The organism is Streptomyces sp. NPDC047130 (genome assembly GCF_040643475.1).
Lineage (GTDB): Bacteria > Actinomycetota > Actinomycetes > Streptomycetales > Streptomycetaceae > Streptomyces.
Map to the genome: position 1 here is coordinate 71,514 of NZ_JBEYUK010000022.1, position 22,028 is coordinate 93,541.

The window sequence follows — 22,028 nt, forward strand, 5'->3', positions numbered from 1 at the left end:
GGGCCGCCGGGGCCGCCGGTCTTCCGTCCGTCATGATCGCCGGGAGTGGTTCCCGTCGAGGAATCCGGTGATCCGGCCGCGGAGTCCGCGGGCGTCGAGGCCGTGGGCGGCGATGTGTTCCGCCATCGTGCCGTAGCGCCGCAGTTCCCGGCGGCCCACGCCCAGACCGAGGATCCGGTGCGGGGTGTCGGCGAGGGCCTCGGCCGCGGCGGCGGTCGAGGTGCCGGCCAGGTAGGGCTCGACCAGGACGACGTCGGATCCCGCGGCCCCGGTGGCCTCGCGCAGGGCCCGCGCGTCGAAGGGCCGCACGGTGGTGGCGTACAGGACGGTGACGTCCAGTCCCTCGGTGGCCTCCGTCACCGCCTCGAGCATCGGCCCCACGGCGACGACCACGCCCGCGCGGCCCCGGCGCACGGGCAGGAAGCGGGCGCCGTCCACGGGGCGGGCAACGGCGTTGGACTGGGCGGACAGCCGGACGTACACCTTGTCGTCGCCGGCCGCGACCGCGTGCCGCAGCAGGGTCTCGGCCTCGTCGGGGTGTCCGGGGACGTGCACGGTCCAGCCGTCGAGGGTGCCGAGCAGCGCCACGTCGCCGGGCGACATGTGGGTGAGGCCGCCGGCCGGCCAGTCGTAGGAGCCGAGGGCGCTCACCAGGACGGCGCCCGCGCCCTGGTGTCCCAGGTCCAGCTTGACCTGCTCGAAGGGCCGCTCGACGAGGAAGCTGCCGAAGCTGTGCAGGACGGGCCGCATGCCGGTGAGGGCCAGGCCCGCTCCCGCGCCGATCAGCAACTGCTCCCGGATGCCGACGTTGATCACCCGGTCGGGGTGGCGGCGGGCGGCCTCGGCGAAGCCGTCCCGGCCGATCTCCGCGAGGACGACGGCGACGCGTGGGTCCTCGGCGAGCAGGTTCGTCGTCACCTGGCTGAAGCGGTCGCGCATGGTGTCCATCTGAGGTTCTCCCGTTCTCGTTCCGGTGCTCGGGCCGTGCGTGCGCTCAAGGCGTGCGTCCGCGGCGTGCGTTGGGCGTGCGTGCGCTTGCGGCGTGCGTGCGCTTGCGGCGTGCGTCCGCCGCGTGCGTCCGCCGCGTGCGTGCGGATGGGTTGTCAGGCGTCGCGGGGCCGCACGCGCGCCACGACGGCGTGCGGACGGCCGGGGTGGGGCCGCGTGAGGGCCGCGTGGAGCGCCTCGTGGTCGTGGCCGTCCGCCGTGGTCACGGACCAGCCGGCCGCCTCGAAGCGGGCGGCGATGCCGCCGGGTCGGGCGTGGCTGGCCGAGGCGTTGTCGACGACGACCACGTGCAGCCGGTCCAGGGCCGCGGGGCCCGCGAAGGCGACGGCCTCGTGGTTGCTGCCCTCGTCGAGTTCGGCGTCGCCGATCAGCGCCCAGACGGCCGGGCCGGTCAGTCCCTGGGCGCGCAGGCCCAGGGCCTCCCCGACGGCGATGGGCAGGCCGTGGCCGAGCGATCCGCTGCCGATCTCGACGCCGGGCAGCAGGGTGCGGTCGGGGTGGTGGCCCAGCGGCGAGTCGTACGCGCCGAAGCCGGGTAGCCACTCCTCGGGGAGGAAGCCCTTGGCGGCGAGGACCGCGTAGTAGGCCATCGGGCCGTGGCCCTTGGAGAGCAGGAACCGGTCCCGGTCGGGGTCCTCGGCCCGTTCGGGCGAGACCCGCAGGACGCGGTCGTAGAGCACCCACAGGACGTCCAGGGTGGAGGTGGCGGCAGGGCCGTGCTTCTCGTCCCCGGTCATCAGGCCCATCAGGCGGGGCAGGTCGGCGTAGGTGCGGCGGTGCGCGTGTGCGGTCGTGGTGGTCATGGGACGAGCGTGCGACCTCGAGCAAGGTTGAGGTCAAGCGCGGCGGCGCGATGTCGTAGCGTGGCGGCATGGCCGTCTCCGACGCCGAGCCCCGGCTCGACACCCCCGACCCGTCCGCCCAGTTCGTCGCGTACCTCGACTACTACCGCGCCGCCGCGGCGCGGAAGCTCGACGGCCTCCCCGAGGAGCGGCTGCGGTCCTCCGTGCTGCCCTCCGGCTGGACGCCGCTCGAACTGCTCGCCCATCTGGTGCACATGGAGCGGCGGTGGTTCGTCTGGGGGTTCCTCGCCGAGCCCGTGGAGGACCCCTGGGGCGATCACGAGGGCGGTCGGGACGGCGGGCGCTGGGCGGTTGCGGAGGGCGTGACGGCCGGGGAACTGGTCGCACGGCTGCACGCGGGCGGGGAGCGCACCCGGGAGATCCTCGCCGCGCATCCGCTGGAGGCGCGGGGCGCGCTCGGCGGCCGGTTCACCACGGCTCCCACGCCCACCCTGTCGTGGATCGCCTTCCACGTGCTGCAGGAGTACGCCCGGCACGTCGGGCACCTGGACGTCGTGCGGGAACTGGCCGACGGGGCGACCGGGGAGTAGCGGCGGAGCGGCGATCCGGCGGGGCACGGGGCCGGCGTCCCCCGACGGCAGGGCGCCCGCCGGGCCCGGCCGCGGAGCCCCCGCCCGGCCGCGGTGGTGGAGGTGACACCTCTCCCCCGGTCCGCCTACCCTGATCACCCCATGGAATCGCGACCGCTCTCCCCGCAACCCCCGCCCGGGGAAGGCTGGTGGCGCGCGCTGCGCGAGGGTCTCCGGGAGTTCGGGCAGGCACTCGTCACCCCCTCCGCCCCCGGTGCGCCTCCGCTCTCCGGGGCCCGCCGGCAGTGGGTCCGTGCCGTGCCGTACCTGGTGGCCCTCGCGTTCGTGGCGTCCCTGCTGCCCGTCACGGTCACCGTCCTGGTCCAGGACTACGGGGTGAACGGCATGACCGCGGGCGCGCTCGCCACGGCGCAGACCGCGCCGCTGCTCCTCGCCCTGACCCGGCCGCTGCCGGCCTGGTGGGTGATCTTCACCGCGGACGTCCTGGGCGCCCTCGCGCTGATGGCGGCGCCCGGCACCGAGGGCCGCCCCTGGCCCTGGACGCCCATGGTCGTGGTGGGCTACCCGCTGCTGATGGTGCTGCTCGCGCTCCGTGAGTCGCGCCGGACCCTGACCGCCGTCTGGCTGGCCACCGGCGCGGCCGGGCTGGCGTTCGAGGGCGTGAGGCGGGAGCTGGGCGGCGGGATACACCTCCTGCTGTTCGTGCTCAGTGGCGTCACGCTGGTCCTCACCTACGCCCTGCGGTCCCGCGGCGAGGCGCGGCAACGGCTGGCCGAGCAGGAGACGATCAGCGAGGCCGAGCGCGCCCGGCGCACACTGCTCGAGGAACGGGCGCGGATAGCGCGGGAGTTGCACGACGTGGTGGCGCACCACATGTCGGTGATCACCGTGCAGGCGGACTCGGCTCCGTACCGTGTCCAGGGGCTGCCGCCCGAGGCGGTGGAGGAGTTCGGCAGCATCGCCGCGGCGGCGCGTGAGTCGCTCGCGGAGATGCGGCGCCTGCTCGTCGTCCTCCGCAACGAGGAGTCCGGGGGCGAACGGGCCCCGCAGCCGGGCCTCGAGAAGCTGCAGCAGCTCGTCGAGGCCACCGTGCGGGCCGGGGTACCCGCCCGGTTGTCCCTCGCCGCGGACGTGGGCGAGGTGGGGCAGGCGGTGGGCCTGTCGGCCTACCGCATCGTGCAGGAGGCCCTCTCCAACGTGGTGCGGCACGCGCCCGGGGCGCCGACCACGGTGTCGGTGCGCGGGGACAGCACCGACCTGACGGTGCTGGTCGTCAACGGCCCCGCCGCCGAGGCGGTGACGCCGCTCGAGCACGGCGGCACCGGCCACGGCCTGGTCGGGATGCGCGAGCGGGTGCGTCTCACCGGCGGCACGCTCGACGTGGGACCGCTGCCCGACGGCGGGTTCCGCGTCGCGGCCCGTATCCCGCTGGGTCCCGACCCCGCCGACGGACCCGGCGACCCGGGCGGACCCGACGACCGGGACGCACCCCAGGACCCCGGCGACCCCGGCGATCCCGGCGATCCCGGCAACCCCCGCGACCTCCCGAAGGGCTCCTCGTGACCATCCGTGTGATCATCGTCGACGACCAGGCCATGGTCCGGGCGGGCTTCGCCGCCCTGCTCGCCGCACAGGCCGACATCGACGTGGTCGGCGAGGCGGCGAACGGGCGAGAGGGCGTCGAGGTCAGCCGGTCGGCCCACCCCGACGTCGTGCTGATGGACGTGCGGATGCCGGAGATGGACGGACTCACGGCGGCCCGGGAGCTGCTCGATCCCCCGCCGGGTATCGTCCACCGGCCGAGGGTCCTGATGCTGACCACCTTCGACATCGACGACTACGTCTACGAGGCGCTGCGCGCGGGGGCCTCCGGCTTCCTGCTGAAGGACGCGCCGCCCGCCGACCTGATCTCCGCGGTCCGGGTGGTGGCCTCCGGCGACGCCCTCCTCGCCCCGTCGGTGACGCGCCGCCTCATCGCGGACTTCGCGCGGCAGCGCCCCGCCCCGTCCCGCGGGAAGCCTTCACTGCGCCTCAACGGGCTGACGCCGCGGGAGACCGAGGTCCTGGAGCTGATGGCCCGCGGGCTCTCCAACCAGGAGATCGCGGGGCGGCTGGTCCTCGCCGAACAGACCGTCAAGACCCATGTGGGGCGGGTGCTCGCCAAGCTGGACCTGCGGGACCGGGCCCAGGCGGTGATCTTCGCCTACGAGTCGGGGCTGGTCGCGCCGGGCGACACCGCCTGACGGCGGACACCGGGCGGTCGCGACGCGGCCGCGTCCCGCCCCCGCGGTCGGCGGTCGGCGGTCGGCGGTCGGCGGTCGGCCCACCCCCTACCCGGGTAGCATCCGCGCCGCCCCGGCAGACCCTGGTACGACGCCCGACTTGGCTCCCCGGTGTGACGCCCCGCGGCAGGACCCCTTCCTACCTTCCCTCCGTCATCACGCGGAACGGACGGGACAGGGGGACGGGTCATGGGGCCACGGGCCGAGGTGTGGAAGAGGCGCGGCAGGAGGACGCTGGTCGCGGCCGTGATCACGGCCGCGGTGGTGGCCGGCACCACCGGGTGGGCGGCCGGCACCGAGCAGCGGGCGGTCACCGGCACCGTCCCGGGCGCCGCCGCCTGGCGTGCCGAAGGCGGCCCGGTGCCGCTGCCCGATCCGGCGACGGCGACGCCCGCCGAGGTGGCCGCGTTCTTCGCCGGTCTCGACGACGAGCGGCGGCGGGCACTCGTCCGCCGGCACGCCCTGGTGGTGGGCAATCTCGACGGCGCTCCGCTGTCGCTGCGGTACGAGGCGAACGCCCTGGCCCTGGCGCGGGAACGGGACCGGCAACTGGCCCTTGCCCAGGACCCGGCGGCCGGCCCGCGGGAGCGGGAGGCGGCGCGTGCCCGCGCCGAGCGCTGCGCGCGGCTGCTCGGCGGGGAGCGGGACGGGCGCCGGATCCTCGCCTTCGACCCGCGCGGACGCGGCCAGGTGGCCGAGGTGTTCGGCGATCTGGACCGCGCCGAGAACGTCGCCGTGATCGTGCCGGGCTCCGACATCGATCTGGACTCCTTCGACCGGGCCGGCGACCGGTACGGCACGCCCGCCGGCATGGCCGGCGCCCTGCACGCCGCCACCGGGCCGCGCACCGCCGTCGTCGCCTGGGCCGGGTACACCACGCCGGTGGGGCTCGGGCCCGACGCCGCCACCGGCCGTCTGGCGGAGGCGGGCGCGCCCCGCCTGGCGCGGTTCGTGCGGGGCCTGGTGGCCTCCGGCTCGCCGCGGCCCGCCGTGTTCTGCCACAGCTACGGATCCGTGGTCTGCGGGCTGGCGGCGCACCGGATGCCCGCGGCCGACCTGGTCGTCGCCGGGTCGCCCGGCATGCGCGCCGACACCGTCGCGGAGCTGCGGACGGGGGCGCGGGTGTGGGCGGCGAAGGCCCCCGGGGACTGGATCGACGACGTGCCTCACGTCGAGTTCCTGGGCCTCGGCCACGGCGCCGACCCGGCCGACCCGGCCTTCGGCGCGCGACCGGTGCCCGCCGACCTGGCCGTCGGCCACACCGGTTACTTCGCGCCCGGCACGGACTCGCTGCGGGCCTTCGCCCGGATCGCCCTGGGGGTGGCGGCATGACGACGTTCCCCACCCCGTCGGCGCCGTCGGACACGTCGCGCACCGCACCCGCCGGCCTGCGGGGCAGGGCGGCCCGGGCGGCCGCCGCCGTCGAGGCCCGCACGCCCGCCCACCGGGACCGCGCGGTCGACGGTCTGCGCGCCCTGGCGCTGCTCGCCGTGCCGACGGGCCACTGGCTGCTCGGCGGCTTCACGCACGACCCGGACGGCGCCCTGCGCAACGCCAGCCCGCTCTCGGCGTTCGGTTTCCTGGCGCCGGCGAGCTGGGTGCTGCAGATGCTCGGCGTCTTCTTCCTGGTGGGCGGCTACGCCTCGGTCGTCTCCTACCGCCGGTCGCTGGAGCGCGGACGCTCCCGGGGCGCGTGGCTGCGCGGCCGGGTGGCCCGGCTGGGCAGGCCGGTGCTCGGCGTGACCGCCGTGTGGGGCGCGCTGGTCCCGCTGCTGTACGTCCTCGGCGTGCCGGTCACGACGCTGCGGACCGGCTCGACGCTGGTGATCCAGCCCCTCTGGTTCGTCGGCGTGTACACGTTGATCACCGCGCTCACGCCGTACTGCGTCCGCGCCGCGGAACGCCTGGGCGCCTGGGCCGCGCTCCCGCTTGCGGCCACGGTCGCCGTCGTCGACCTCCTGCGCTACGGCCCGTACGCGGAGGCCGTGCCGTCCTGGCTGAGCGTCCTGAACATCCTGCCGGGCTGGATGTTCGCCTACCAGCTGGGCGTCTGCTGGGGCGGGAACCGGCTGACCGAGCGTCACGCCCGGGTGCTCCTGATCGGCGGCGCGGCGCTGTTCGCGACGCTCCTGCTCGTCTTCGACTACCCGGCGTCCATGGTGGGCGTCCCCGGGGAGTCCCGCACCAACTCGCACCCGCCGTCGCTGCTGGTCCTGGCGCTCGCGGCGGCGCAGAGCGGTGCGGCGATCCTGCTCCGCGACCGCATCGGACGCGTCCTGCGGCGGCCCGCGGTCTGGGCTCCGGTGGTCGTGATCAACCTGTCCGCGATGACGATCCTCTGCTGGCACCAGACCGCGATGTTCACGGTGGCGGCCTCGGGATCACTCGCGCGCTCCGTCCTGGGCACGGTCCCGGGCCTGACGGAGGCGCCCGACTCCCTGCCGTGGATCGCGGCGCGGCTGCTCTGGCTGCCGGTGTTCGCCATGCTCCTGGTGGCGATCGCGCGGTACGCGCGCCGGTTCGAGGCGCCGTGGCCCACCGGCCGCGGTGCGGTGTGGCCGCGCGCTGCGGCCGGCGTCCTCGCGGCGGGTTTCGCGGTCTTCGCCCTCGGTCTCGCGGGCTGACCGCGTGATGCGCCCCTGGGTTGTCGGTCGTGTCCGCTTCACTGCCGGCATGGATCAACGCGAAGCGCTCCTCTCCGCCGTCGACCGCCTCACCCGGACGGACGCGGGGGGTCTGCGGTGCGAGGTGGCCGGGCATCCCGCGGGCCACACCTGCCTGGTGGCGGGCGGGAGCGGCCTTCCGGCGCTGCGGCGGGCGCTCTACGAGGCGCTCACCGCCCGGTTCGGGCGGTCCCGCAGTCTCGCGATGGGCGGGTACGCCGACCCGTGGGCGACCGACCGGACCGGGCTCCCCCTGCTGGCGCCGTTCGGCGAGCGCATCGTGGAGATGCGGGCGTGGACGGACGCGGGCCGGTGGATCGGCTGCGGCGCCGCCCGCCTCGACGGCGGTGTGCGCACCGTCGTGGTCGTCGCGGAGCGGGACGACCCGCTGGTGGACCTGGCGGGGGTGACGTCCTGGGTGGACCGGGTCGTCGCCGTCACCCGGTGGGACACCGAGCGTGCTCGCGCGATCGACTGGCCGACGGTGGAGGCCCGGCTCGCGACCCCGCTCCCCGGCGACTACCGGCGGCTCGCCGAGACCTTCGGGCACGGCGCCTTCGACGGTCTCCTCCACCTTCTGGTGCCCGGCGCGGGTGACGCCGAGGGAGACGTCGTCCGCAGCGCGCGGTGGCTGGGCGGGTGGGCCGGGCGGGGCGGCGGAGACCTGTGGGAGCCGTACGCCGTCCACCCGGCGCCCGGCGGGCTGCTGCAGTGGGGGATGTTCGAGGCGGACGCGGAGTTCTTCTGGCTCACCGAGGACTCCGACCCCGACCGGTGGCCCGTCCTGGCCCGGGGCGACACCCCCGGTTCGTGGCAGCGGTTCGCCTGTACGACCGCGGAGTTCGTGTACCGCGTCCTCACCGACCCGCTGCACCCCTTCTCCACCGCCCGGCACCGCCACGAGCACCGGTTCGAGAGCCACGACGGCCCCGGGGAGACGGACGCCGGCGCCGCGCCCGCGTGACCGGCGGCGCGGGAGCCGTGTCCGCGTGACGGGCGGCGCCCGGGCGCCGTGCCCGGGTGCGGTCGCGCGTTCCGGCCGGGCGAACCGGGGGCGGCGAAGACGGGACTGCTGTGTTCATGCCGCGACTCCGCACCGGCGGGCGGGCCCCGCGCGCCCGGCCGGACACGCGTCCGCGGGGGCGCGCGTACTCGGGCCGGGCGCGCCCTCACCACTGTGTCAGGAACCGTTCCACCGAGGTCGCGAGCGCGACGGGCGTCTCGTCCATGGCGTAGTGCCCGGCGTTGGCCAGTACCTCGACCTCGCAACGCGGGTACCACTGCCGGAAGGTGGCCTCCATGACCCCCGCTCCGAGCGCCGGGTCGTGCTCGCCGACGATCGCCTTGACGGCCACCTCGCTGCCCTTGATCTCGGTGTGGAAGTCGGTGTTCGCCCATGCCTCGAGGTATCCGGCCACGGCGGCGCGGGTGGAGTTGCGCACCGAGTGCCCGACAACGGCGTCCAGCCAGACCCCGGTCAGCCGGCCGCCGGTGGTGAGGTCCACGATGGCCCGCCGGTTGGCGGGTTCGTCGGCCGCGCCGGAGAAGAGCGCCCAGGCCTGCTCGTCGAACGGCACCCCGGCGGCCGGCACCGGGGAGACGCCGGCCATGGCGCGCACCCGGTGCGGCGCGTCGGCCAGCACCCGCTGCATGACCGTGCCGCCCATCGAGTGCCCGAGCAGCGAGAACCGCTCCACGCCGAGCCGGTCGGCCAGCGCCAGCACGTCGGCCGACGCCTCGGCGAGCGTGTACGCGCCGGTCTCCTCCAGCCGCGACCCGTAGCCGCGGTAGTCGGGGAAGACGTAGCGGAACGCGGCGCCGTCGAGATGCCGGTGCAGCGGCCGCCATGCCGCCGCCGAGCCGAGCCAGCCGTGCAGGGCGATGACCGTGTGGGGTCCGTCGCCGTACTCCTCGTGTGCCACGCCGTGTGTCCTCTCCTGGGTCCCGGCCGCACGGGGGCGGCCCGAAATGACCGGCAGGGCCGGTAACTCCGCCATTGTCCGGTGCGGGTGCGCGCTTGAGAAGAGCCGTGCCCGCTCCGGAATCGGGGGCGGGCCGGTCCGGTCCCGGCGTGCGGGCATGATGGCCCGGTGACCTCGACCGCGCCGTGCCCGCCCGACGACCGCGTGACGACCCGTCGGACACGCTCCCGCCTCCTGGCGGCCGGCGCGGCGGTGGTGGTCGTCTGCGCGGGGCTGGGCCTGCGGGCCGTGGCCGGGGGCGACGTCGCCAAGTACGGGGGCGTGGCGTTGTACACGCTGATGGTGATGGTGCTGTACCTGGTGGCGGCGCCCGCGTCGTCCGCGGCGCGGGCCGCCTCGGTGGCGCTGGCGGCGAGTTGGGCGGTGGAGTTCTTCCAGCTCACCGGTGTCCCCGCCGAGCTCTCGGGGCGCAGCGTGCTCGCCCGGCTGGTGCTCGGGTCGACCTTCCACGCGCCCGACCTGTTCTGGTACGCCGTGGGCGCCGCGGTGGGGTGGGCCGCGGTGGTCGTCGCCCGGCGGCCGTGACGCCCTGAACCCGGGGCCGTACCCCGCGTGGAAGCCCCGTGGGCCGGAGTCGAGCCTCGGCCTCCGGCCCACGGGGCGGTTTCGGGAGGGGTCAGCGGCGGCCGACCCCGGAGGTGGCCGCCTCGCGGAGGTTGTCGCGGGCGTCGCCCGCGAGGAGGTAGCCGGCGCGGACGTTGCGGGCGTCGGTGCGGGCCACGCCGGCGACGTAGCCGCCGTGCGTCGGGTACAGCTCGGCCAGCCGCTCCTCGCCGAACGGCTCGTGGCGTCCGAAGAGGAAGCAGAAGGTCTCGCCCGCGTTGTCACCGGTGTTCAGGGCGGTGGGCGCCTCCACCTGCGAGAGCCGGATGCCGCCGCGCGCCAGCCCCAGCGCGTCGCGGGCCTTGGTGCCGTCGGGGGCGAACTCCAGCGGCGGCGCGGACGGCGGGAGCACGCCCCGCTCGGCCCACCGGGTCAGGTGTCCGTAGGCCGCGGCGATCACGTGGTGCAGCGGGACGCGGCTGAACGGGGGCCGCTCGCACCGGTAGGCGGGCGCGGCGCCGAGGTCGCGGGTGAGCACGGGGCGGCGGTACTCCTGGCCGCTGCAGCCGGAGTGGGCGCTGCCGGCCACCTCCCAGCGGCGGAACCGGTCGTCGTCGGCCCGGCGGGCGGGAGTACGGACGTCGGTCTCGGAGAGGATCTGGAAGACCGGTTCGGCGCCCTTGCGGGTCGGCGCGTTGCCCACGACGAAGGCGAAGCCGTCGAAGACCGGTGCGGTGCGCGGCAGGACGTGGTCGTGGTAGACGGTCATCCGCATCGCGGACTGGGAGGCGCCCACGCCGAGCACGGTCCTGGCGCGCAGCGGTCCCAGCGGATCCGTCCGGCCCGCCCGGCCGTCCAGGGCGCGGGCGGCCTGCGCGAAGACGTCGTAGGACAGCTGGTCGGTGGTGAACCGGCCGCCGCCGGTGACGTCCAGGCCGCCGTACCGGGCGGGGCTCCAGCCGCGGAGCTGGTCGACGCCGACGCGCTGGGCGGAGACGCCGACCCAGGCGTAGCCCTCGCGCAGGATCTGGTCCGGGTTCCACAGCGCGTCCAGGTCGTACCCGGCGGTGACGTTCTGCCACTCGGTGAGGACCGTCCCGTTGAAGTCCTGCTGCCGCGCGGGGCGGCGGACGATCATCCGGGTGCGGTAGGGCACGTCCTCGGCGAGGAGTTCGCCGGTGGTGCTGTAGGCGTCGGCCTCGCCGGAGAGCTCGAACTCCTCCTCGACGTAGCCGGCGGAGGCCAGGTCCGTGACGGTGGACATCCACGGGTAGGTGTCCTCGACGTCGGGGGCCGCGGGGTCACCGGGGACGGTGCCGGGGATGACCCGGACGGACGGCGTCCCCGCCCCCGCGGTGGCCGCCTCCCCCTCCGCCTGCGGGGCCGCCTGGGCCGGCACCCCGGCCAGCGCGGCCACCACCAGCGCGGCCACCAGGATCCGCGACGTTCTGCGCCGTGCGCTCATCCGCGTCCGGCTCCTCTCCGGTCCGTCCTGTGCGGGCCGGACGCCCGCCCGCCCAGGATGGACCGGGCGGGCTCCGGGGGACATCGGCGGAATCACCGGCCGCGCCCGGAAAGCCGGTGGAGCCGCCACGCCTCTTCGAGGAGAATCGCGCGGTGACGATCAGACCCGTCCGCCCGGACGAACTCCCCCTGCTGCAGGACATCGAGCGCGCCGCCGGGCGCTGGTTCGCCGAGGCCGGCATGCGGTCCGTGGCGGAGGACGAGCCGCTGCCCCTGGACCGTCTCGACCGGTACCGGACGGCCGGGCTCGCCTGGGTGGCCGTGGACGCGGCGGACGTGCCCGTCGCCTACCTGGTGGCCGACCACCTGGACGGCGCGCTCCACATCGAGCAGGTCACCGTCCGTCCCGACAGCGCCCGCCGCGGCATCGGCCGGGCCCTCGTCGAGCATCTGGAGCGGTACGCGGCCGCCGAGGGCGTGACCGCGCTGACCCTGACGACCTACGCCGAGGTGCCGTGGAACGCCCCCTACTACGCGCGCCTCGGCTTCACCGTGCTCCCCGAGCGGGACCGGGGCCCCGGGCTGCGGGAGGTCCGGCGGCAGGAGGCGGCGCACGGGCTGGACCGGTGGCCCCGGGTCGCGATGCGCAAGGCGGTGTCCACCGCGGGAGCGGTCGCCGCGGAGGCGGTCGTCACGGGGACGTGGGCCGCCTCCCGTCTCGCGGAGGCGGTCGGGCTGCGCGAGGCGGGCGAGCCGGAGAAGGCGCGGCCGCTGCTGCTCGCCCTGGCCGCCGAGTTCCCCGGCGACGCCCGGGTGGCGTACCAGACCGCCTGGGCGCACGACGTTCTGGGCCTGGAGGCGGAGGCCGTGCCCTTCTACGAGCGGGCCGTCGCCCTGCCCGGTCTGCCCGGCGAGGACCGGCGCGGCGCGCTCCTGGGCCTGGGCAGCACCTACCGGGTGCTCGGACGGTACGCCGACGCCGTCCGCACCCTGCGCCAGGGCATCGGGGAGTTCCCGGACGACGGCGCGCTGGGCGCCTTCCTCGCCATGGCGCTGTACAACACCGGGGAGCACCACGAGTCGACGGCCCTGCTGCTCCGGCTCCTGGCCGCCACCAGCGAGGACCCCTCGGTGCGGGCCTACCGGCGGGCGCTCGCCTTCTACGCGGGCGACCTGGATGCCACGGTCGGGCCTCCGGGGACCTGATCCGCCCTCAGGGCGCCCCGGTCCGGCCGCGGCGGCCGAGCGCCTTGGCGCGCGCGTGGGCCAGGCCGGTCAGCAGGATCCCGGCCGTCGTGAGCACGGCGTGGGCGGCGAGCGCCGGGGCGAAACCGCCGGGGAGCCCGCCCATGACTCCCAGGTCCTGGTGGTCCACCAGGAGCCTGACGAGCCCCTGGCCTCCGACGACCGTCATCACCATGCCCGCGACCTGCAGAAGGTCGTACTTCACCGGGTCCCTCCTCGTCACTCATGTCCTGTACGTTACGAACGTATCCATGAGACAGCGGACGAAAGCCATGACGGAAGGCCTTTCGTCACACATCCTTCCCCGGAGGCAGCGCCGGCCGTGCGTGACGAAAAGCGTGACGAAAAGCGGGAAGAGAAGCGGGACGGGGAGCTACGCCCCTGTGAGGTCTGCCGCGCTCCCGTCACGGTGACCGGGCGCGGGCGGCCCGCCCTGTACTGTTCGCGCGGCTGCCGGGCCAGGGCCTACCGGCTGCGCAGGGCGGCGGCCACGGAGCCCGCGGCGGCTCCGGCGGTGTCGCGGGCCGAGGCCCGGTCGGCGAAGCGGCAGCGCGTCGCCGAGGCGGTCTGGCGGATCGCGGCGGAGCATGGGCTGGACGCCGCGTCCATGCGCCGGATCGCGGACACGGCGGGGATGTCGCTGCGGATGGTGCAGTACCAGTACCCCTCCAAGCCCGCCCTGCTGGTGGACGCGCTGCGCAGGCTGCACGCGCGGAACGAGCGGCTGGCCCGGCGGCGGATCCCCTCGGGCACCGCCGATCCGCGGGCCCTGGTGACCGCCGTGCTGCACGAGTTCCTGCCCGTCGACCCGGAACGGGCCTTCGCGCTGCGCGTGCTGAACGCGTACTACGCGCGCAGCCTCACCGACCCCGCCCTCGCGGCGGTGTTCCTGCCCGGTGAGCACCCGCTGGAGGAGCTGGTCGCCTCCCTGCTGGAGGCGGCACGGGCCGCGGGCCGCACGGCGCCGGGCACGGACCCGGCCCACGAGGCGGACCTGCTGATGGCGGGGGCCACCGGTCTGGGCATCGACGTGCTGCACGGCCGGCGGCGGCTCGCCGAGGCCGAGGCGGTGCTGACGTACCACCTGGACCGGATTCTCGGACCGGCCGCCCCCTGACGGCCGGTTCCGGCCCGCGCCACGGGAACGTGGTGACCGCCCCCGCACGCCACGATCCGCTGCGCCCGGTCAGTCGTCCCGCGACGTGTCGATGACGCAGAACCGGTTGCCGTCCGGGTCCTCGAGGACGACGAAGTCGGGGTCCTGCGGGTAGCGGTCCCAGTCGGCCCGCCGGGCGCCGAGGGCCACCAGCCGCTCCACCTCGGCGGCCTGGTCCTCGGCGTCGCCGGCGTACAGGTCGAGGTGGATCCGGGGGTGGGGCTGGACCGGGGTGCCGCTCGACATGAGGGCCAGCTGGGGTCCGGGGGCGCCGTCCGCGGGTACCAGCACCGCCCAGTCGTCGTCGGGTTCCTCGCGCGGTACGTACCCCAGCGCCTCGGTCCAGAAGGCGAGGGCCCTTCGCAGGTCGTCGACGCCCAGGACCAGCGATCCGATCTTCAGCATGGCGCCCATTCTGCATGCCGTCACGCCCGCCGTCCGGCGAACGCGGCGGCGCCCAGCAGATCCGCCTCCCGTCCGGGGCGGGCGACCAGGTGGAGCCCCACCGGGTCGCCGGCCGGCGTCGTGCCCGCGGGCAGGCTGAGGGCGGGGTGGCCGGTGATGTTGAACGCCCAGGTGAGCGCCACGCTGAGGATCTCGCCGGGTCCCTGGTGGCCGTGCGGCGGGTTCGGCGTGGTCGGGGTGGCCAGCAGGTCGTGGCGGGCGAACAGGTCGTCCACGGCCCGGGTCAGCGCCCGGCGGAGCGGCTCGGCGGCCTCCGGGTCGCCGCCGCGCAGCGCCGTCCAGCAGGGGGCCGGGTCGGGAAGCCGCACCTCGGCCTCCCGGACGTCGACCGCCCCGGCCCGCGCGAGCCGGTCCAGGGCCGCCCGGGCCGTCGCGGCCACCGCCGGGTCGGTGTCCGCGAGGCCGAGGGTGGGCGACCACAGGGCGCGCCACGGACGGGCGGGGGGCGTCACTCCCCCGAAGGCCCCGGTGCCGGTCAGGACGTCCAGCACGGCGGCGGCGTCCGCGGCGCAACGGGTCAGCGGGCCCGGCGTGTTGAGGCCCGCCCGGTCACGCGCGGGCAGCCGGCCGTTGGTGGGTTTGAGGCCGATCACGGAGCACCAGGCCGCGGGGACGCGGACCGAGCCGGCGCCGTCGCTCCCGGTGGCGAGCGGCACCATGCCGCGGGCCACGGCCGCCGCCGAGCCGGCGGAGGAGCCGCCGGGGCTGCGGCCGGGGTCGTGCGGGTTCAGGGTCGGTCCGTGCGGTGTGGAGCCCCAGGTCCTCCACGGGGTGCCGGGGCCGGGGGTGGCCGTGGCCCCGACCGGGACGCAGCCGGCGGCGACCAGACGGACGGTCTGGAAGGCGGTGAGCCCTTCGGTGGCCTTCACCCCGATCGGCACCCCGGCCAGGGGCGGCGCCTGGCCGGCCCGCAGCCGCCGCTCCACCTCCGCCGCGGCCTCGGCGGCGCGGCGCGGCCAGAGTTCGGTGAAGGCGCGGGTGCGCGGCTCCTCCCGCTCGATCCGGGCGAACGCCGCGGCCACCACCTCGCCGGGCCGTACCCGCCCGTCGCGCACCAGCGAGGCGACACGCAGGGCGGACAGCTCCGGGTAGTCGTCGGCGAAGCTCATGCCGCGCCCAGCAGCCGGAGCACCGCCTGCCGGTACACGCGGTACACGCGGGGCAGTTCGGCGAGGTGGACCCGCTCGTCGGTGCCGTGCAGCCCTTCGTGGGGGAGCCCGAAACCGGCGGTGGCGGGCACGCCCTCCCCGGCCAGCAGGTTGCCGATGTTGGAGGGCCCCGCCACCTTCGCGCGCACCGCGAGTCCGGCCTCCGCGGCGGCGTCCAGCAGGGCGGCGGCGGGCTGCCGGTCCCGGTGCAGCCGGTAGGCGGGCCAGGAGGCCACCGGGGTCACCTCGGTGGGCCGCGGGCCCGGGAAGCCGGCGTCGAACTCCCCGACCAGCCGCCGCACCAGGCGTTCCGCGTCGGCGGGGCCGAAGCCGGGGGTGGTCCGCACGTCGACGCCGACCTCGCAGCGGTCCGGCACCACCGAGAAGCCCTCGCCGCCGCCGATCGCGGTCACGGTGAGCCGTGGCGGCACCGGGAAGTCGTCGCGCGGCAGCGGGGCCTCGTCCAGCGACCGCACCAGACGCGCCGCCCGGGAGACGGCACCGGCCACCTCGCGTCGCGCCCCGGAGTGGCCGGCGACGGCGTGCACCGTGAGCACGGCACGCCACAGCCCCCGGCCGCCCACCACGACGTCCTCGATGCCGGGGTAGCCGATCAGCACGCCCGCCGGCCGGGGCGCCCGGGGGTCGGCGAGGTAGGCCCGGGCCCCGCCGAAGCGCCCGGTGTGCTCGTCCACGTCCAGCAGCACGGCCAGACCGCCGCTCAGCTCCTGGGCACGCGGGGCCAGTTCTCCGGCCAGCCGGCAGAACATGGCGGCCGCGGTCTTGGAGTCGGCCGCGCCCCGCCCGCGCAGCCATCCGTCCACCACGTCCGCGGCGGTCGGCGGGAACGACCAGGCCCGCTCGTCGCCGAAGGGCGCGGTGTCCACGCAGGCGTCGAGCGTCCACCAGGGCCCCGGCCGGCCGCCGCGGATCTCCACCAGCAGCCCCACCGTGGACCCGTCCGCCTCGCGCAGCCGCCGGTGGGGCAGTTCCCGGCGCGTGAGCCACCGTTCCAGGACGGCCAGCACCGGACCGTAGTCGTCGACGCCGCCCCTGCTGGGTGTGCGCACCAGCTCCGCCGCCAGGGCGACGACCGGACCGAGGACGTCGTCCACGCGCCATCAATCCCTTCGCCGTGTCGTTGGCGTGCACCGTACGCTGCCCTGGCGGCATCCCGACAACCCGACGGCACTACGGAAGGCCCCACCCCCATGACCCACCCCTGGCTGGTCCGCGCGGAGACGGAGGCGGACGCGGCGGCCGTCCGCACGGTCGACCTGGCGGCCTTCCCCACCGCCGAGGAGGCCGACCTGGTGGAGGCGCTGCGCGCCGACCCCGGAGCCTGGTTCGGCGACCTGGCCCTGGTGGCGGAGGACGGGCGGGGCGCGGTCGTGGGCCACACCGTGCTGACCCGCTGCCACATCGACGCGGCCCCGGCGCTCGCGCTGGCGCCGGTCGCGGTGCTGCCCGGCCATCAGGACCAGGGGGTGGGCGCGGCCCTGGTCCGGGCGGCGCTGGCCGCGGCGGGGCGGCGCGGCGAACACCACGTGGTCGTGCTCGGGCACCCGTCGTACTACCCGCGCTTCGGCTTCTCGCGCGCCTCCCTGTACGGCATCCGGGTGGGCTTCGACGTCCCCGACGAGGCGCTGATGGCCCTCACCCTCGACCCGCAGCACCCCCTGCCCGCGGGCACTGTCCGCTACGCCGCGGCGTTCGGCGTCTGACCGGCCGGCTCCGACCCCGAGGTTCCGGGGCCGGAAGGCCCTCTTGCGCCGCCTTTCCGGCACGGCCGAGGCTGAGGTCATGGTGACGACACGTACGGCAGCCGCCTCGCGGGGAACGCCCGAGATCACCCCGGTGGCCGGTCACATCGGCGCCGAGGTGAGGGGGGTGGACCTGGCGGGCGAACTCTCCGCGTCCGCGGTCGCCGGGATCCGGGCGGCGCTGCTGCGGTGGAAGGTGCTGTTCTTCCGCGGCCAGGACCTCGACCACGCCGCCCATGTGGCGCTGGCTCGGCGGTTCGGCGAACCGGTGGTGCTCCCCCGGCGCGGCAGCGCCTCCCCGCCCGGCCACCCGGAGGTGGAGACCACGGCGGACCGGCTGGAGCTCGGCGGCAGGTTCGGCATGGACCACGACGAGTGGCTGGACCGACGCCGCCACAGCCTGCTGCGGGGCTGGCACTGCGACCACGGGGCGCGGGTCGACCCGCCGGCGGCGACCGTCCTGCGCGCGGAGCGGGTCCCGCCGTACGGCGGCGACACCACCTGGGCGAACCTGGCCGCCGCCTACGCCGGTCTCTCCGCCCCGGTGCGCGCCTTCGTGGACGGGCTGCGCGCCGAGCACCGCCTCGGGGTGGGCTACCAGCCCCGCCCGGGCGAGGACGCCTACGTGCGTCACCTGCTGGACCGCCAGGTGGCGAGCGTGCATCCGCTGGTGCGGGTCCACCCGGAGTCCGGCGAGCGGTCCCTGTTCGTGAACGGCTACTACCTGGAGCGGATCCGGGAGCTGTCCCGGGCGGAGGGCGCGCGCGTGCTGGAGATGCTGCTGGAGCAGGCGGTACGCCTCGAGTACACGGTCCGGTTCCGCTGGGAGCCGGGCAGCGTGGCCTTCTGGGACAACCGGTCCACCGTCCACCTGGCCCCCTCGGACCACACCCTCTCCGGCGCCCCGCGGATCATGCACCGGGTGATGCTGGCCGGCGAGGTGCCGGTGGGTGTGGACGGCCGCCCCTCCGAGGCGCTCACCGGAAGCGCCCCGGGCGTGTGGTGACCGGGCCGCCGGGGACACCGGCGGCCCCGGCGGCTACTCGAACGGCGTCGGGTCGCCCGCGCCCCGGCGGACGATCTCGGGGTACCCCTCGGAGAAGTCGACCACGGTGGTGGGGGTGGTGCCGCACTCGCCGGAGTCCAGCACCGCGTCGACCACGTGGTCGAGCCGTTCCTTGATCTCCCAGCCGATGGTCATGGGCTCCTCGTCGCCCGGCAGGAGCAGGGTGCTGGAGAGCAGCGGCTCACCGAGTTCCTCCAGCAGCGCCCGCACCACCGGGTGCTCGGGGATGCGCACGCCCACGGTCCGCTTCTTGGGGTGGGCCAGCTTCCGGGGCACCTCGCGGGTGGCGGGGAGGATGAAGGTGTACCGGCCCGGCGTCGCGGCCTTCACCGACCGGAACACGTCGTTGTCGATCTGCGCGTACTGGCCGAGCTGGGCGAAGTCTCGGCAGACCAGGGTGAAGTGGTGCCGGTCGTCGAGCTGCCGGATCGCGCGGATCCGGTCGACGCCGTCCTTGCTGCCCGGCCGGCACCCCAGTGCGAAGCAGGAGTCGGTGGGATAGACGATCAGCGCGTCCTCCCGGAGGCTCTGCGCCACCTGGGCGATGGTGCGCGGCTGGGGGTTGTCGGGGTGAACGTCGAAGTACTTGGCCATTCGACGAGCTTAGGGCCGGTCCCCCGGGGAGGGGGACCGGGCCGGCCGTCTACGGGCGTTCGCGGCGCGCCTTCTGGGCGTCCTTCATCCGTTCCAGCGACCGGGTGAACTGGCGGAGCGAGAAACCGGCGGAGCCCTGCTGCCGCGCCGTGTCGTCGCCGTCCGCCGGGGCGTCGGCGCGCGGGGCGGGCAGCGCCGGGGGGCCGGCCGAGGCGCGCAGGGCGGCGAGGGCCTCGTGGGCCTGTTCCGCCGCCTCCCGGTAGAGGTCCCTGGAGCGGGTCATCGCGTCCAGCGCCTCCCGGTACATGACGACGAGCTGCTCGGCGTGGGCGAGGCGTTCCTGGAGGGTGACCAGGTGCCACTGCTCCCGCATCACCCGCACGCCCTCGGCGGCGCCCTCCGGAAGCGGCGCGGGCAGCGCCACGAAGCGGTGCAGCGCGTCGATCAGCGCGGTGGGCTCGGAGCCGTCCAGGAAGACGGTGCGCACCGTGTGGTCCGCGCGGTCGTAGCCGGGGCGGACCGGGTCGCCCGGCAGGATCACCGCGCCGCCGCGCGGCACCTCGATGCCGTGGTCCTTGAGCGCCCAGTTGACCGCGCGGTACTGCTCAGGGGCGGCCCGGTGCTCGATCACCCGGTGCCGCAGCCCGGCCGGGAGCCGCCGCACCAGGGGGCGCAGGCCCCGGGCGTCGGGGGTCATCGCCTCGTGCACGACCACGTGGACGTTCCAGCCGTCCCGCGCGCAGTCCTTGAGGAGTCTGCGCAGTTCCTTGTCGTCGTCGGGCAGCCGGTTGAGCTCCAGGGTCCTGAGGTCCGCGCCGCGCAGTCCCCCCACGTGGACGCAGTCCCAGGCGTCGGCGTCCTCCCGCGGCCAGAACATGTCGGCGGGCGAGGGCCACCGCGGGTCCCAGACGGTCTCCGCCTCGGCGACCAGCAGCCACTCGCGGCCCTCGGGGGCGCGGCCGAGGGCGTGCGCCAGACCGGCCGGGGCCAGGGTGAGTCCGGGCGCGGCGCCGGGCAGGAAGCCGCCCTCCGGTCCCACGGTGAGCCGGGAGCGGACGGTCACTCCGCCGGGAGCGCGCCAGCGCGCCTCGAACGAGTGGACGCCGTGGTCCGCCGGTCCGGGCGCCGCGGGGTCGGCGGCCGGACCGCCGGACGGGGCCCGCTCCCCCGCGGAGGGCGCGGGCGACGACGGGTGGGTCAGGGACGGGATCTCCGCGGGGTCCAGCTCCAGGTGGGCGTCGACGACGGCCGCGTCCTGCATGCGGCGCAGGTGAAGGCGCACGGCTTCGTCGGCGAGCGGCCGGGTGCACCGGCCGCGGGCGTACCAGACGGCCGTGGGGGCCGGGCCGCCGTTCGAGGGCGCCGGGTGGGCGGTGGGGGAGTCGCTCATGGGATGGGTGCGCGAGGGCCTTCCGTGCAGTGCTGCGGTGCGGGGGTGCCCCAGTATCGTCCCCCTCCTGCCGCCGGACCCTTCATCCGGGTCCCTGACCACCCTTGTGAGAAACGCCACCCGCCGGTGGATCGGCCTGACCCGCGGGCGAGTTGACCCGAAAGGGGCCTGCCTGGACACCCGTGCGGAAAGCACTGCGGGGTCCGCCGGGCCATCATTACCCGTCGCCGTCCGCCAGGGCGGTCTCCCCTGCCCCGTCCTCAAGGCGTTCCCTCCCGTGCTCACCTCTCCCCCGGCCGGCCGGCCCTCTCCGGCCGGCCGTCCTCGCGCCCTCCGCCCCGCCGTCCTGAGCGGCCGCCGCCCCTCCCGCGGTCGCGGCCCCTCCGGCGGCCGTGGCCCCTGGCGGTCGCTGCGCCACCGGTCCATGCGCTGGTGGTCCCTGGCCAACCTGGTCTCCAACGTCGGCACCTGGATGCAGCTCACCGCGCAGAACCTGCTGGTGCTGGAGATCACCGGCTCGGCGGCCATGACCGGCCTGTCGGTCTCCCTCCAGGCGGCGCCCGGCCTGCTGCTGGGCCTGGCCGGGGGCGCCGCGGTCGACGCCTGGCCGCGCAGGCTCACCGCCGCGGTCAGCCAGGCGTTGCTGGGCGTGGTCGCGGTCGTCACCGCCGTGCTGATCGCCCTCGGCCAGCTGAACGTCGGCGTGCTGATGGCGCTGGCGGTGGTCACCGGGCTGATCGCCACGGTCGACGCTCCCGCCTGCGCCCTCCTCGGCAACGACCTGGTGCCGCCGCGCGACGTCCCCTCGGCCATCGCGGTGGGCTCGCTGGTGCACAGCGTGGGGCGTCTCGGCGGGGCCGCGGCGGCGGGTGTGCTGGTCAGCTGGTGGGGCGCGGGGGCGGCGTACGCGGCCAACGGGCTCTCCTTCCTGTTCGTCGCCGCGGTGATCCCGTTCCTGCGCCCCGCGGCGGGGGCGGTGACGGTCGAACCGGTCTCCCCGCCGGGCCGGGCGGCGGGCAAGGTCGCGGGCGCGCCCCCGGCCCCGGCCCGGCGGCGCGGCACCGGGGCGCGCGACGGCCTGGTCTTCTTCCTGCGGCGCCCCCGCCTGGTCGCGCTGGCCGGCATCACCGCGCTGAGCAGCGTCTTCGGCCGCAACTACACGCTGACCCTGGCGGTCCTGGTGACCGGGCCGCTGGCCGGCGGGGCGGCGGAGTTCGGCGCGGTCTCCACGGTGCTGGCGGTCGGCGGCGTGGTCGGCGCGGTGCTGGCCGGGCGGCTCACGGCGCCGACGGTCCGGCTGGTCGGCACGATGGCGGCGGCGGGGGGTGTGCTGCAGGTCGCGGCGGGGCTGTCGCCGAGCCTGCTGGTCCTGCTGGTGCTGCTGGTGCCGATGGCGATCGTGGAGTCGGTCTCCGACACGGCGGGGACGACGGTGCTGCAGACGGATCCGCCGCCGCGGATGCGGGGGCGGGTGCTGGGCGTGTGGCGCAGCGTGAGCACGGGCTGGGGGCTCGCGGGGCCTCCGCTGCTCGGCCTGCTCATCGAGTGGGCGGGGGTGCGCGGCGCCCTCGTCGTCGGCGGGGCCGTCATCGCCGGTGCCGTGCTCGCGGGCGCCCTCCTCCACGCCCGCCGCGCCGCGCCCGCTCCTCCCCCGGCCACGCCGACGTCCGCGACCACGTCCGCGCCGACGCCGCAGCCCACGCGCACTTCGACGGAGACTTCCCCGCAGGCGAACACGCCCGCGTCCACGCCCACGGCGCCCCCGCTGTTCCCGTCCCCCCGCACCGCCCCGCACGACTCCCTGACCCGCGTCCCCTGACCTCCACGCGGCGGGGCGCCGAGCGGGCTTGCCGGTGACGTAACGGC

22 protein-coding genes and 1 pseudogene are annotated in these 22,028 nt (G+C 76.3%); 13 read left to right on the plus strand and 10 right to left on the minus strand.

Annotated elements, in window-relative coordinates:
• Positions 1-30: 30 nt before the first annotated feature.
• Positions 31-948, minus strand: coding sequence for a transketolase (locus ABZ836_RS23535; RefSeq protein WP_361145114.1), 918 nt, complete (start codon positions 946-948; stop codon positions 31-33).
• A 155-nt stretch (positions 949-1,103) separates the two neighbouring features.
• Positions 1,104-1,811 carry a transketolase gene (locus ABZ836_RS23540; RefSeq protein ID WP_356133063.1) on the minus strand — a complete coding sequence of 236 codons (708 nt, stop codon included), beginning with the start codon at positions 1,809-1,811 and terminating at the stop codon, positions 1,104-1,106.
• 68 nt (positions 1,812-1,879) lie between these two features.
• Here ABZ836_RS23540 and ABZ836_RS23545 point away from each other — a divergent pair, with 68 nt between their 5' ends.
• The 6 genes from ABZ836_RS23545 to ABZ836_RS23570 all read left to right on the plus strand — a co-directional run bounded on the left by ABZ836_RS23545 (position 1,880) and on the right by ABZ836_RS23570 (position 8,310).
• Complete coding sequence (locus tag ABZ836_RS23545; RefSeq protein WP_356133061.1) at positions 1,880-2,401, plus strand: DinB family protein; 522 nt, start codon at positions 1,880-1,882, stop codon at positions 2,399-2,401.
• Positions 2,402-2,542: 141 nt separating this feature from the next.
• Positions 2,543-3,964 (plus strand): sensor histidine kinase, encoded by a 1,422-nt coding sequence (locus ABZ836_RS23550; RefSeq protein WP_361145118.1) that lies wholly within the window; start codon positions 2,543-2,545, stop codon positions 3,962-3,964.
• Entirely contained in the window at positions 3,961-4,644 is a 684-nt protein-coding gene (locus ABZ836_RS23555; protein ID WP_356133057.1) for a response regulator transcription factor, read from the plus strand. Before ABZ836_RS23550 ends, ABZ836_RS23555 begins: the two co-directional genes overlap by 4 nt.
• Before the next feature lie 228 nt (positions 4,645-4,872).
• The gene (locus ABZ836_RS23560; RefSeq protein WP_356133056.1) at positions 4,873-6,015 is read left to right on the plus strand and encodes an alpha/beta hydrolase; all 1,143 of its coding nucleotides are present in this window, start codon (positions 4,873-4,875) and stop codon (positions 6,013-6,015) included.
• Positions 6,012-7,307 carry an acyltransferase gene (locus tag ABZ836_RS23565; protein WP_361145123.1) on the plus strand — a complete coding sequence of 432 codons (1,296 nt, stop codon included), beginning with the start codon at positions 6,012-6,014 and terminating at the stop codon, positions 7,305-7,307. Before ABZ836_RS23560 ends, ABZ836_RS23565 begins: the two co-directional genes overlap by 4 nt.
• A gap of 49 nt (positions 7,308-7,356) precedes the next feature.
• Positions 7,357-8,310: a hypothetical protein gene (locus ABZ836_RS23570; protein ID WP_361145126.1), complete on the plus strand. Its 954-nt coding sequence runs from the start codon at positions 7,357-7,359 to the stop codon at positions 8,308-8,310.
• 205 nt (positions 8,311-8,515) lie between these two features.
• Here the strand turns inward: ABZ836_RS23570 and ABZ836_RS23575 are convergent, their stop codons facing one another.
• Positions 8,516-9,268, minus strand: coding sequence for an alpha/beta hydrolase (locus ABZ836_RS23575; RefSeq protein ID WP_361145129.1), 753 nt, complete (start codon positions 9,266-9,268; stop codon positions 8,516-8,518).
• A 168-nt stretch (positions 9,269-9,436) separates the two neighbouring features.
• Between ABZ836_RS23575 and ABZ836_RS23580 the strand changes: the two genes are divergently transcribed.
• Complete coding sequence (locus ABZ836_RS23580; protein WP_361145132.1) at positions 9,437-9,853, plus strand: DUF2809 domain-containing protein; 417 nt, start codon at positions 9,437-9,439, stop codon at positions 9,851-9,853.
• 91 nt (positions 9,854-9,944) lie between these two features.
• On the opposite strand, the gene ABZ836_RS23585 is transcribed toward ABZ836_RS23580, so the two are convergent.
• Positions 9,945-11,336 (minus strand): alpha/beta hydrolase domain-containing protein, encoded by a 1,392-nt coding sequence (locus ABZ836_RS23585; protein WP_361145135.1) that lies wholly within the window; start codon positions 11,334-11,336, stop codon positions 9,945-9,947.
• 152 nt (positions 11,337-11,488) lie between these two features.
• Here ABZ836_RS23585 and ABZ836_RS23590 point away from each other — a divergent pair.
• A pseudogene (locus ABZ836_RS23590) lies at positions 11,489-11,992 on the plus strand (GNAT family N-acetyltransferase); the annotation flags it as partial.
• The gene (locus ABZ836_RS23595; RefSeq protein ID WP_361145168.1) at positions 11,990-12,541 is read left to right on the plus strand and encodes a tetratricopeptide repeat protein; all 552 of its coding nucleotides are present in this window, start codon (positions 11,990-11,992) and stop codon (positions 12,539-12,541) included. The pseudogene ABZ836_RS23590 and the gene ABZ836_RS23595, both read left to right, overlap by 3 nt.
• Before the next feature lie 7 nt (positions 12,542-12,548).
• Here the strand turns inward: ABZ836_RS23595 and ABZ836_RS23600 are convergent, their stop codons facing one another.
• The gene (locus tag ABZ836_RS23600) at positions 12,549-12,785 is read right to left on the minus strand and encodes a hypothetical protein (RefSeq protein ID WP_356133045.1); all 237 of its coding nucleotides are present in this window, start codon (positions 12,783-12,785) and stop codon (positions 12,549-12,551) included.
• A gap of 204 nt (positions 12,786-12,989) precedes the next feature.
• Between ABZ836_RS23600 and ABZ836_RS23605 the strand changes: the two genes are divergently transcribed.
• A complete protein-coding gene (locus ABZ836_RS23605) occupies positions 12,990-13,697 on the plus strand; it encodes a TetR/AcrR family transcriptional regulator (RefSeq protein WP_361145138.1) in 708 nt (235 codons plus the stop codon).
• Between the two features lie 69 nt (positions 13,698-13,766).
• Here ABZ836_RS23605 and ABZ836_RS23610 read toward each other — a convergent pair whose 3' ends face one another.
• The 3 genes from ABZ836_RS23610 to ABZ836_RS23620 are packed head-to-tail and all read right to left on the minus strand — an operon-like array spanning position 13,767 to position 16,464.
• Positions 13,767-14,141 carry a VOC family protein gene (locus ABZ836_RS23610; protein WP_356133041.1) on the minus strand — a complete coding sequence of 125 codons (375 nt, stop codon included), beginning with the start codon at positions 14,139-14,141 and terminating at the stop codon, positions 13,767-13,769.
• A gap of 20 nt (positions 14,142-14,161) precedes the next feature.
• Complete coding sequence (locus tag ABZ836_RS23615) at positions 14,162-15,310, minus strand: amidase (protein WP_361145141.1); 1,149 nt, start codon at positions 15,308-15,310, stop codon at positions 14,162-14,164.
• The gene (locus ABZ836_RS23620) at positions 15,307-16,464 is read right to left on the minus strand and encodes a M20/M25/M40 family metallo-hydrolase (RefSeq protein WP_356133037.1); all 1,158 of its coding nucleotides are present in this window, start codon (positions 16,462-16,464) and stop codon (positions 15,307-15,309) included. The genes ABZ836_RS23615 and ABZ836_RS23620 overlap by 4 nt, the downstream gene beginning before the upstream one ends.
• A 96-nt stretch (positions 16,465-16,560) precedes the next feature.
• Here ABZ836_RS23620 and ABZ836_RS23625 point away from each other — a divergent pair, with 96 nt between their 5' ends.
• Both ABZ836_RS23625 and ABZ836_RS23630 read left to right on the plus strand, forming a co-directional pair.
• A complete protein-coding gene (locus tag ABZ836_RS23625; protein ID WP_361145144.1) occupies positions 16,561-17,073 on the plus strand; it encodes an N-acetyltransferase in 513 nt (170 codons plus the stop codon).
• A 79-nt stretch (positions 17,074-17,152) separates the two neighbouring features.
• A complete protein-coding gene (locus ABZ836_RS23630) occupies positions 17,153-18,118 on the plus strand; it encodes a TauD/TfdA family dioxygenase (protein WP_361145147.1) in 966 nt (321 codons plus the stop codon).
• 33 nt (positions 18,119-18,151) lie between these two features.
• Here ABZ836_RS23630 and ABZ836_RS23635 read toward each other — a convergent pair whose 3' ends face one another.
• Positions 18,152-18,772 (minus strand): L-threonylcarbamoyladenylate synthase, encoded by a 621-nt coding sequence (locus ABZ836_RS23635; protein ID WP_356133031.1) that lies wholly within the window; start codon positions 18,770-18,772, stop codon positions 18,152-18,154.
• Between the two features lie 49 nt (positions 18,773-18,821).
• A complete protein-coding gene (locus tag ABZ836_RS23640; protein ID WP_361145150.1) occupies positions 18,822-20,162 on the minus strand; it encodes a hypothetical protein in 1,341 nt (446 codons plus the stop codon).
• 346 nt (positions 20,163-20,508) lie between these two features.
• Here ABZ836_RS23640 and ABZ836_RS23645 point away from each other — a divergent pair, with 346 nt between their 5' ends.
• Entirely contained in the window at positions 20,509-21,981 is a 1,473-nt protein-coding gene (locus ABZ836_RS23645) for an MFS transporter (RefSeq protein ID WP_361145171.1), read from the plus strand.
• Positions 21,982-22,028 lie beyond the last annotated feature (47 nt).

Bases quoted from the DNA above. Each gene is read 5' to 3' on its own strand.
- ABZ836_RS23535 (WP_361145114.1), bottom strand. From the start codon at position 948: ATGGACACCATGCGCGACCGCTTCAGCCAGGTGACGACGAACCTGCTC.
- ABZ836_RS23540 (WP_356133063.1), bottom strand. From the start codon at position 1,811: ATGACCACCACGACCGCACACGCGCACCGCCGCACCTACGCCGACCTG.
- ABZ836_RS23545 (WP_356133061.1), top strand. From the start codon at position 1,880: ATGGCCGTCTCCGACGCCGAGCCCCGGCTCGACACCCCCGACCCGTCC.
- ABZ836_RS23550 (WP_361145118.1), top strand. From the start codon at position 2,543: ATGGAATCGCGACCGCTCTCCCCGCAACCCCCGCCCGGGGAAGGCTGG.
- ABZ836_RS23560 (WP_356133056.1), top strand. From the start codon at position 4,873: ATGGGGCCACGGGCCGAGGTGTGGAAGAGGCGCGGCAGGAGGACGCTG.
- ABZ836_RS23565 (WP_361145123.1), top strand. From the start codon at position 6,012: ATGACGACGTTCCCCACCCCGTCGGCGCCGTCGGACACGTCGCGCACC.
- ABZ836_RS23570 (WP_361145126.1), top strand. From the start codon at position 7,357: ATGGATCAACGCGAAGCGCTCCTCTCCGCCGTCGACCGCCTCACCCGG.
- ABZ836_RS23585 (WP_361145135.1), bottom strand. From the start codon at position 11,336: ATGAGCGCACGGCGCAGAACGTCGCGGATCCTGGTGGCCGCGCTGGTG.
- ABZ836_RS23610 (WP_356133041.1), bottom strand. From the start codon at position 14,141: ATGCTGAAGATCGGATCGCTGGTCCTGGGCGTCGACGACCTGCGAAGG.
- ABZ836_RS23615 (WP_361145141.1), bottom strand. From the start codon at position 15,310: ATGAGCTTCGCCGACGACTACCCGGAGCTGTCCGCCCTGCGTGTCGCC.
- ABZ836_RS23625 (WP_361145144.1), top strand. From the start codon at position 16,561: ATGACCCACCCCTGGCTGGTCCGCGCGGAGACGGAGGCGGACGCGGCG.
- ABZ836_RS23630 (WP_361145147.1), top strand. From the start codon at position 17,153: ATGGTGACGACACGTACGGCAGCCGCCTCGCGGGGAACGCCCGAGATC.
- ABZ836_RS23635 (WP_356133031.1), bottom strand. From the start codon at position 18,772: ATGGCCAAGTACTTCGACGTTCACCCCGACAACCCCCAGCCGCGCACC.
- ABZ836_RS23640 (WP_361145150.1), bottom strand. From the start codon at position 20,162: ATGAGCGACTCCCCCACCGCCCACCCGGCGCCCTCGAACGGCGGCCCG.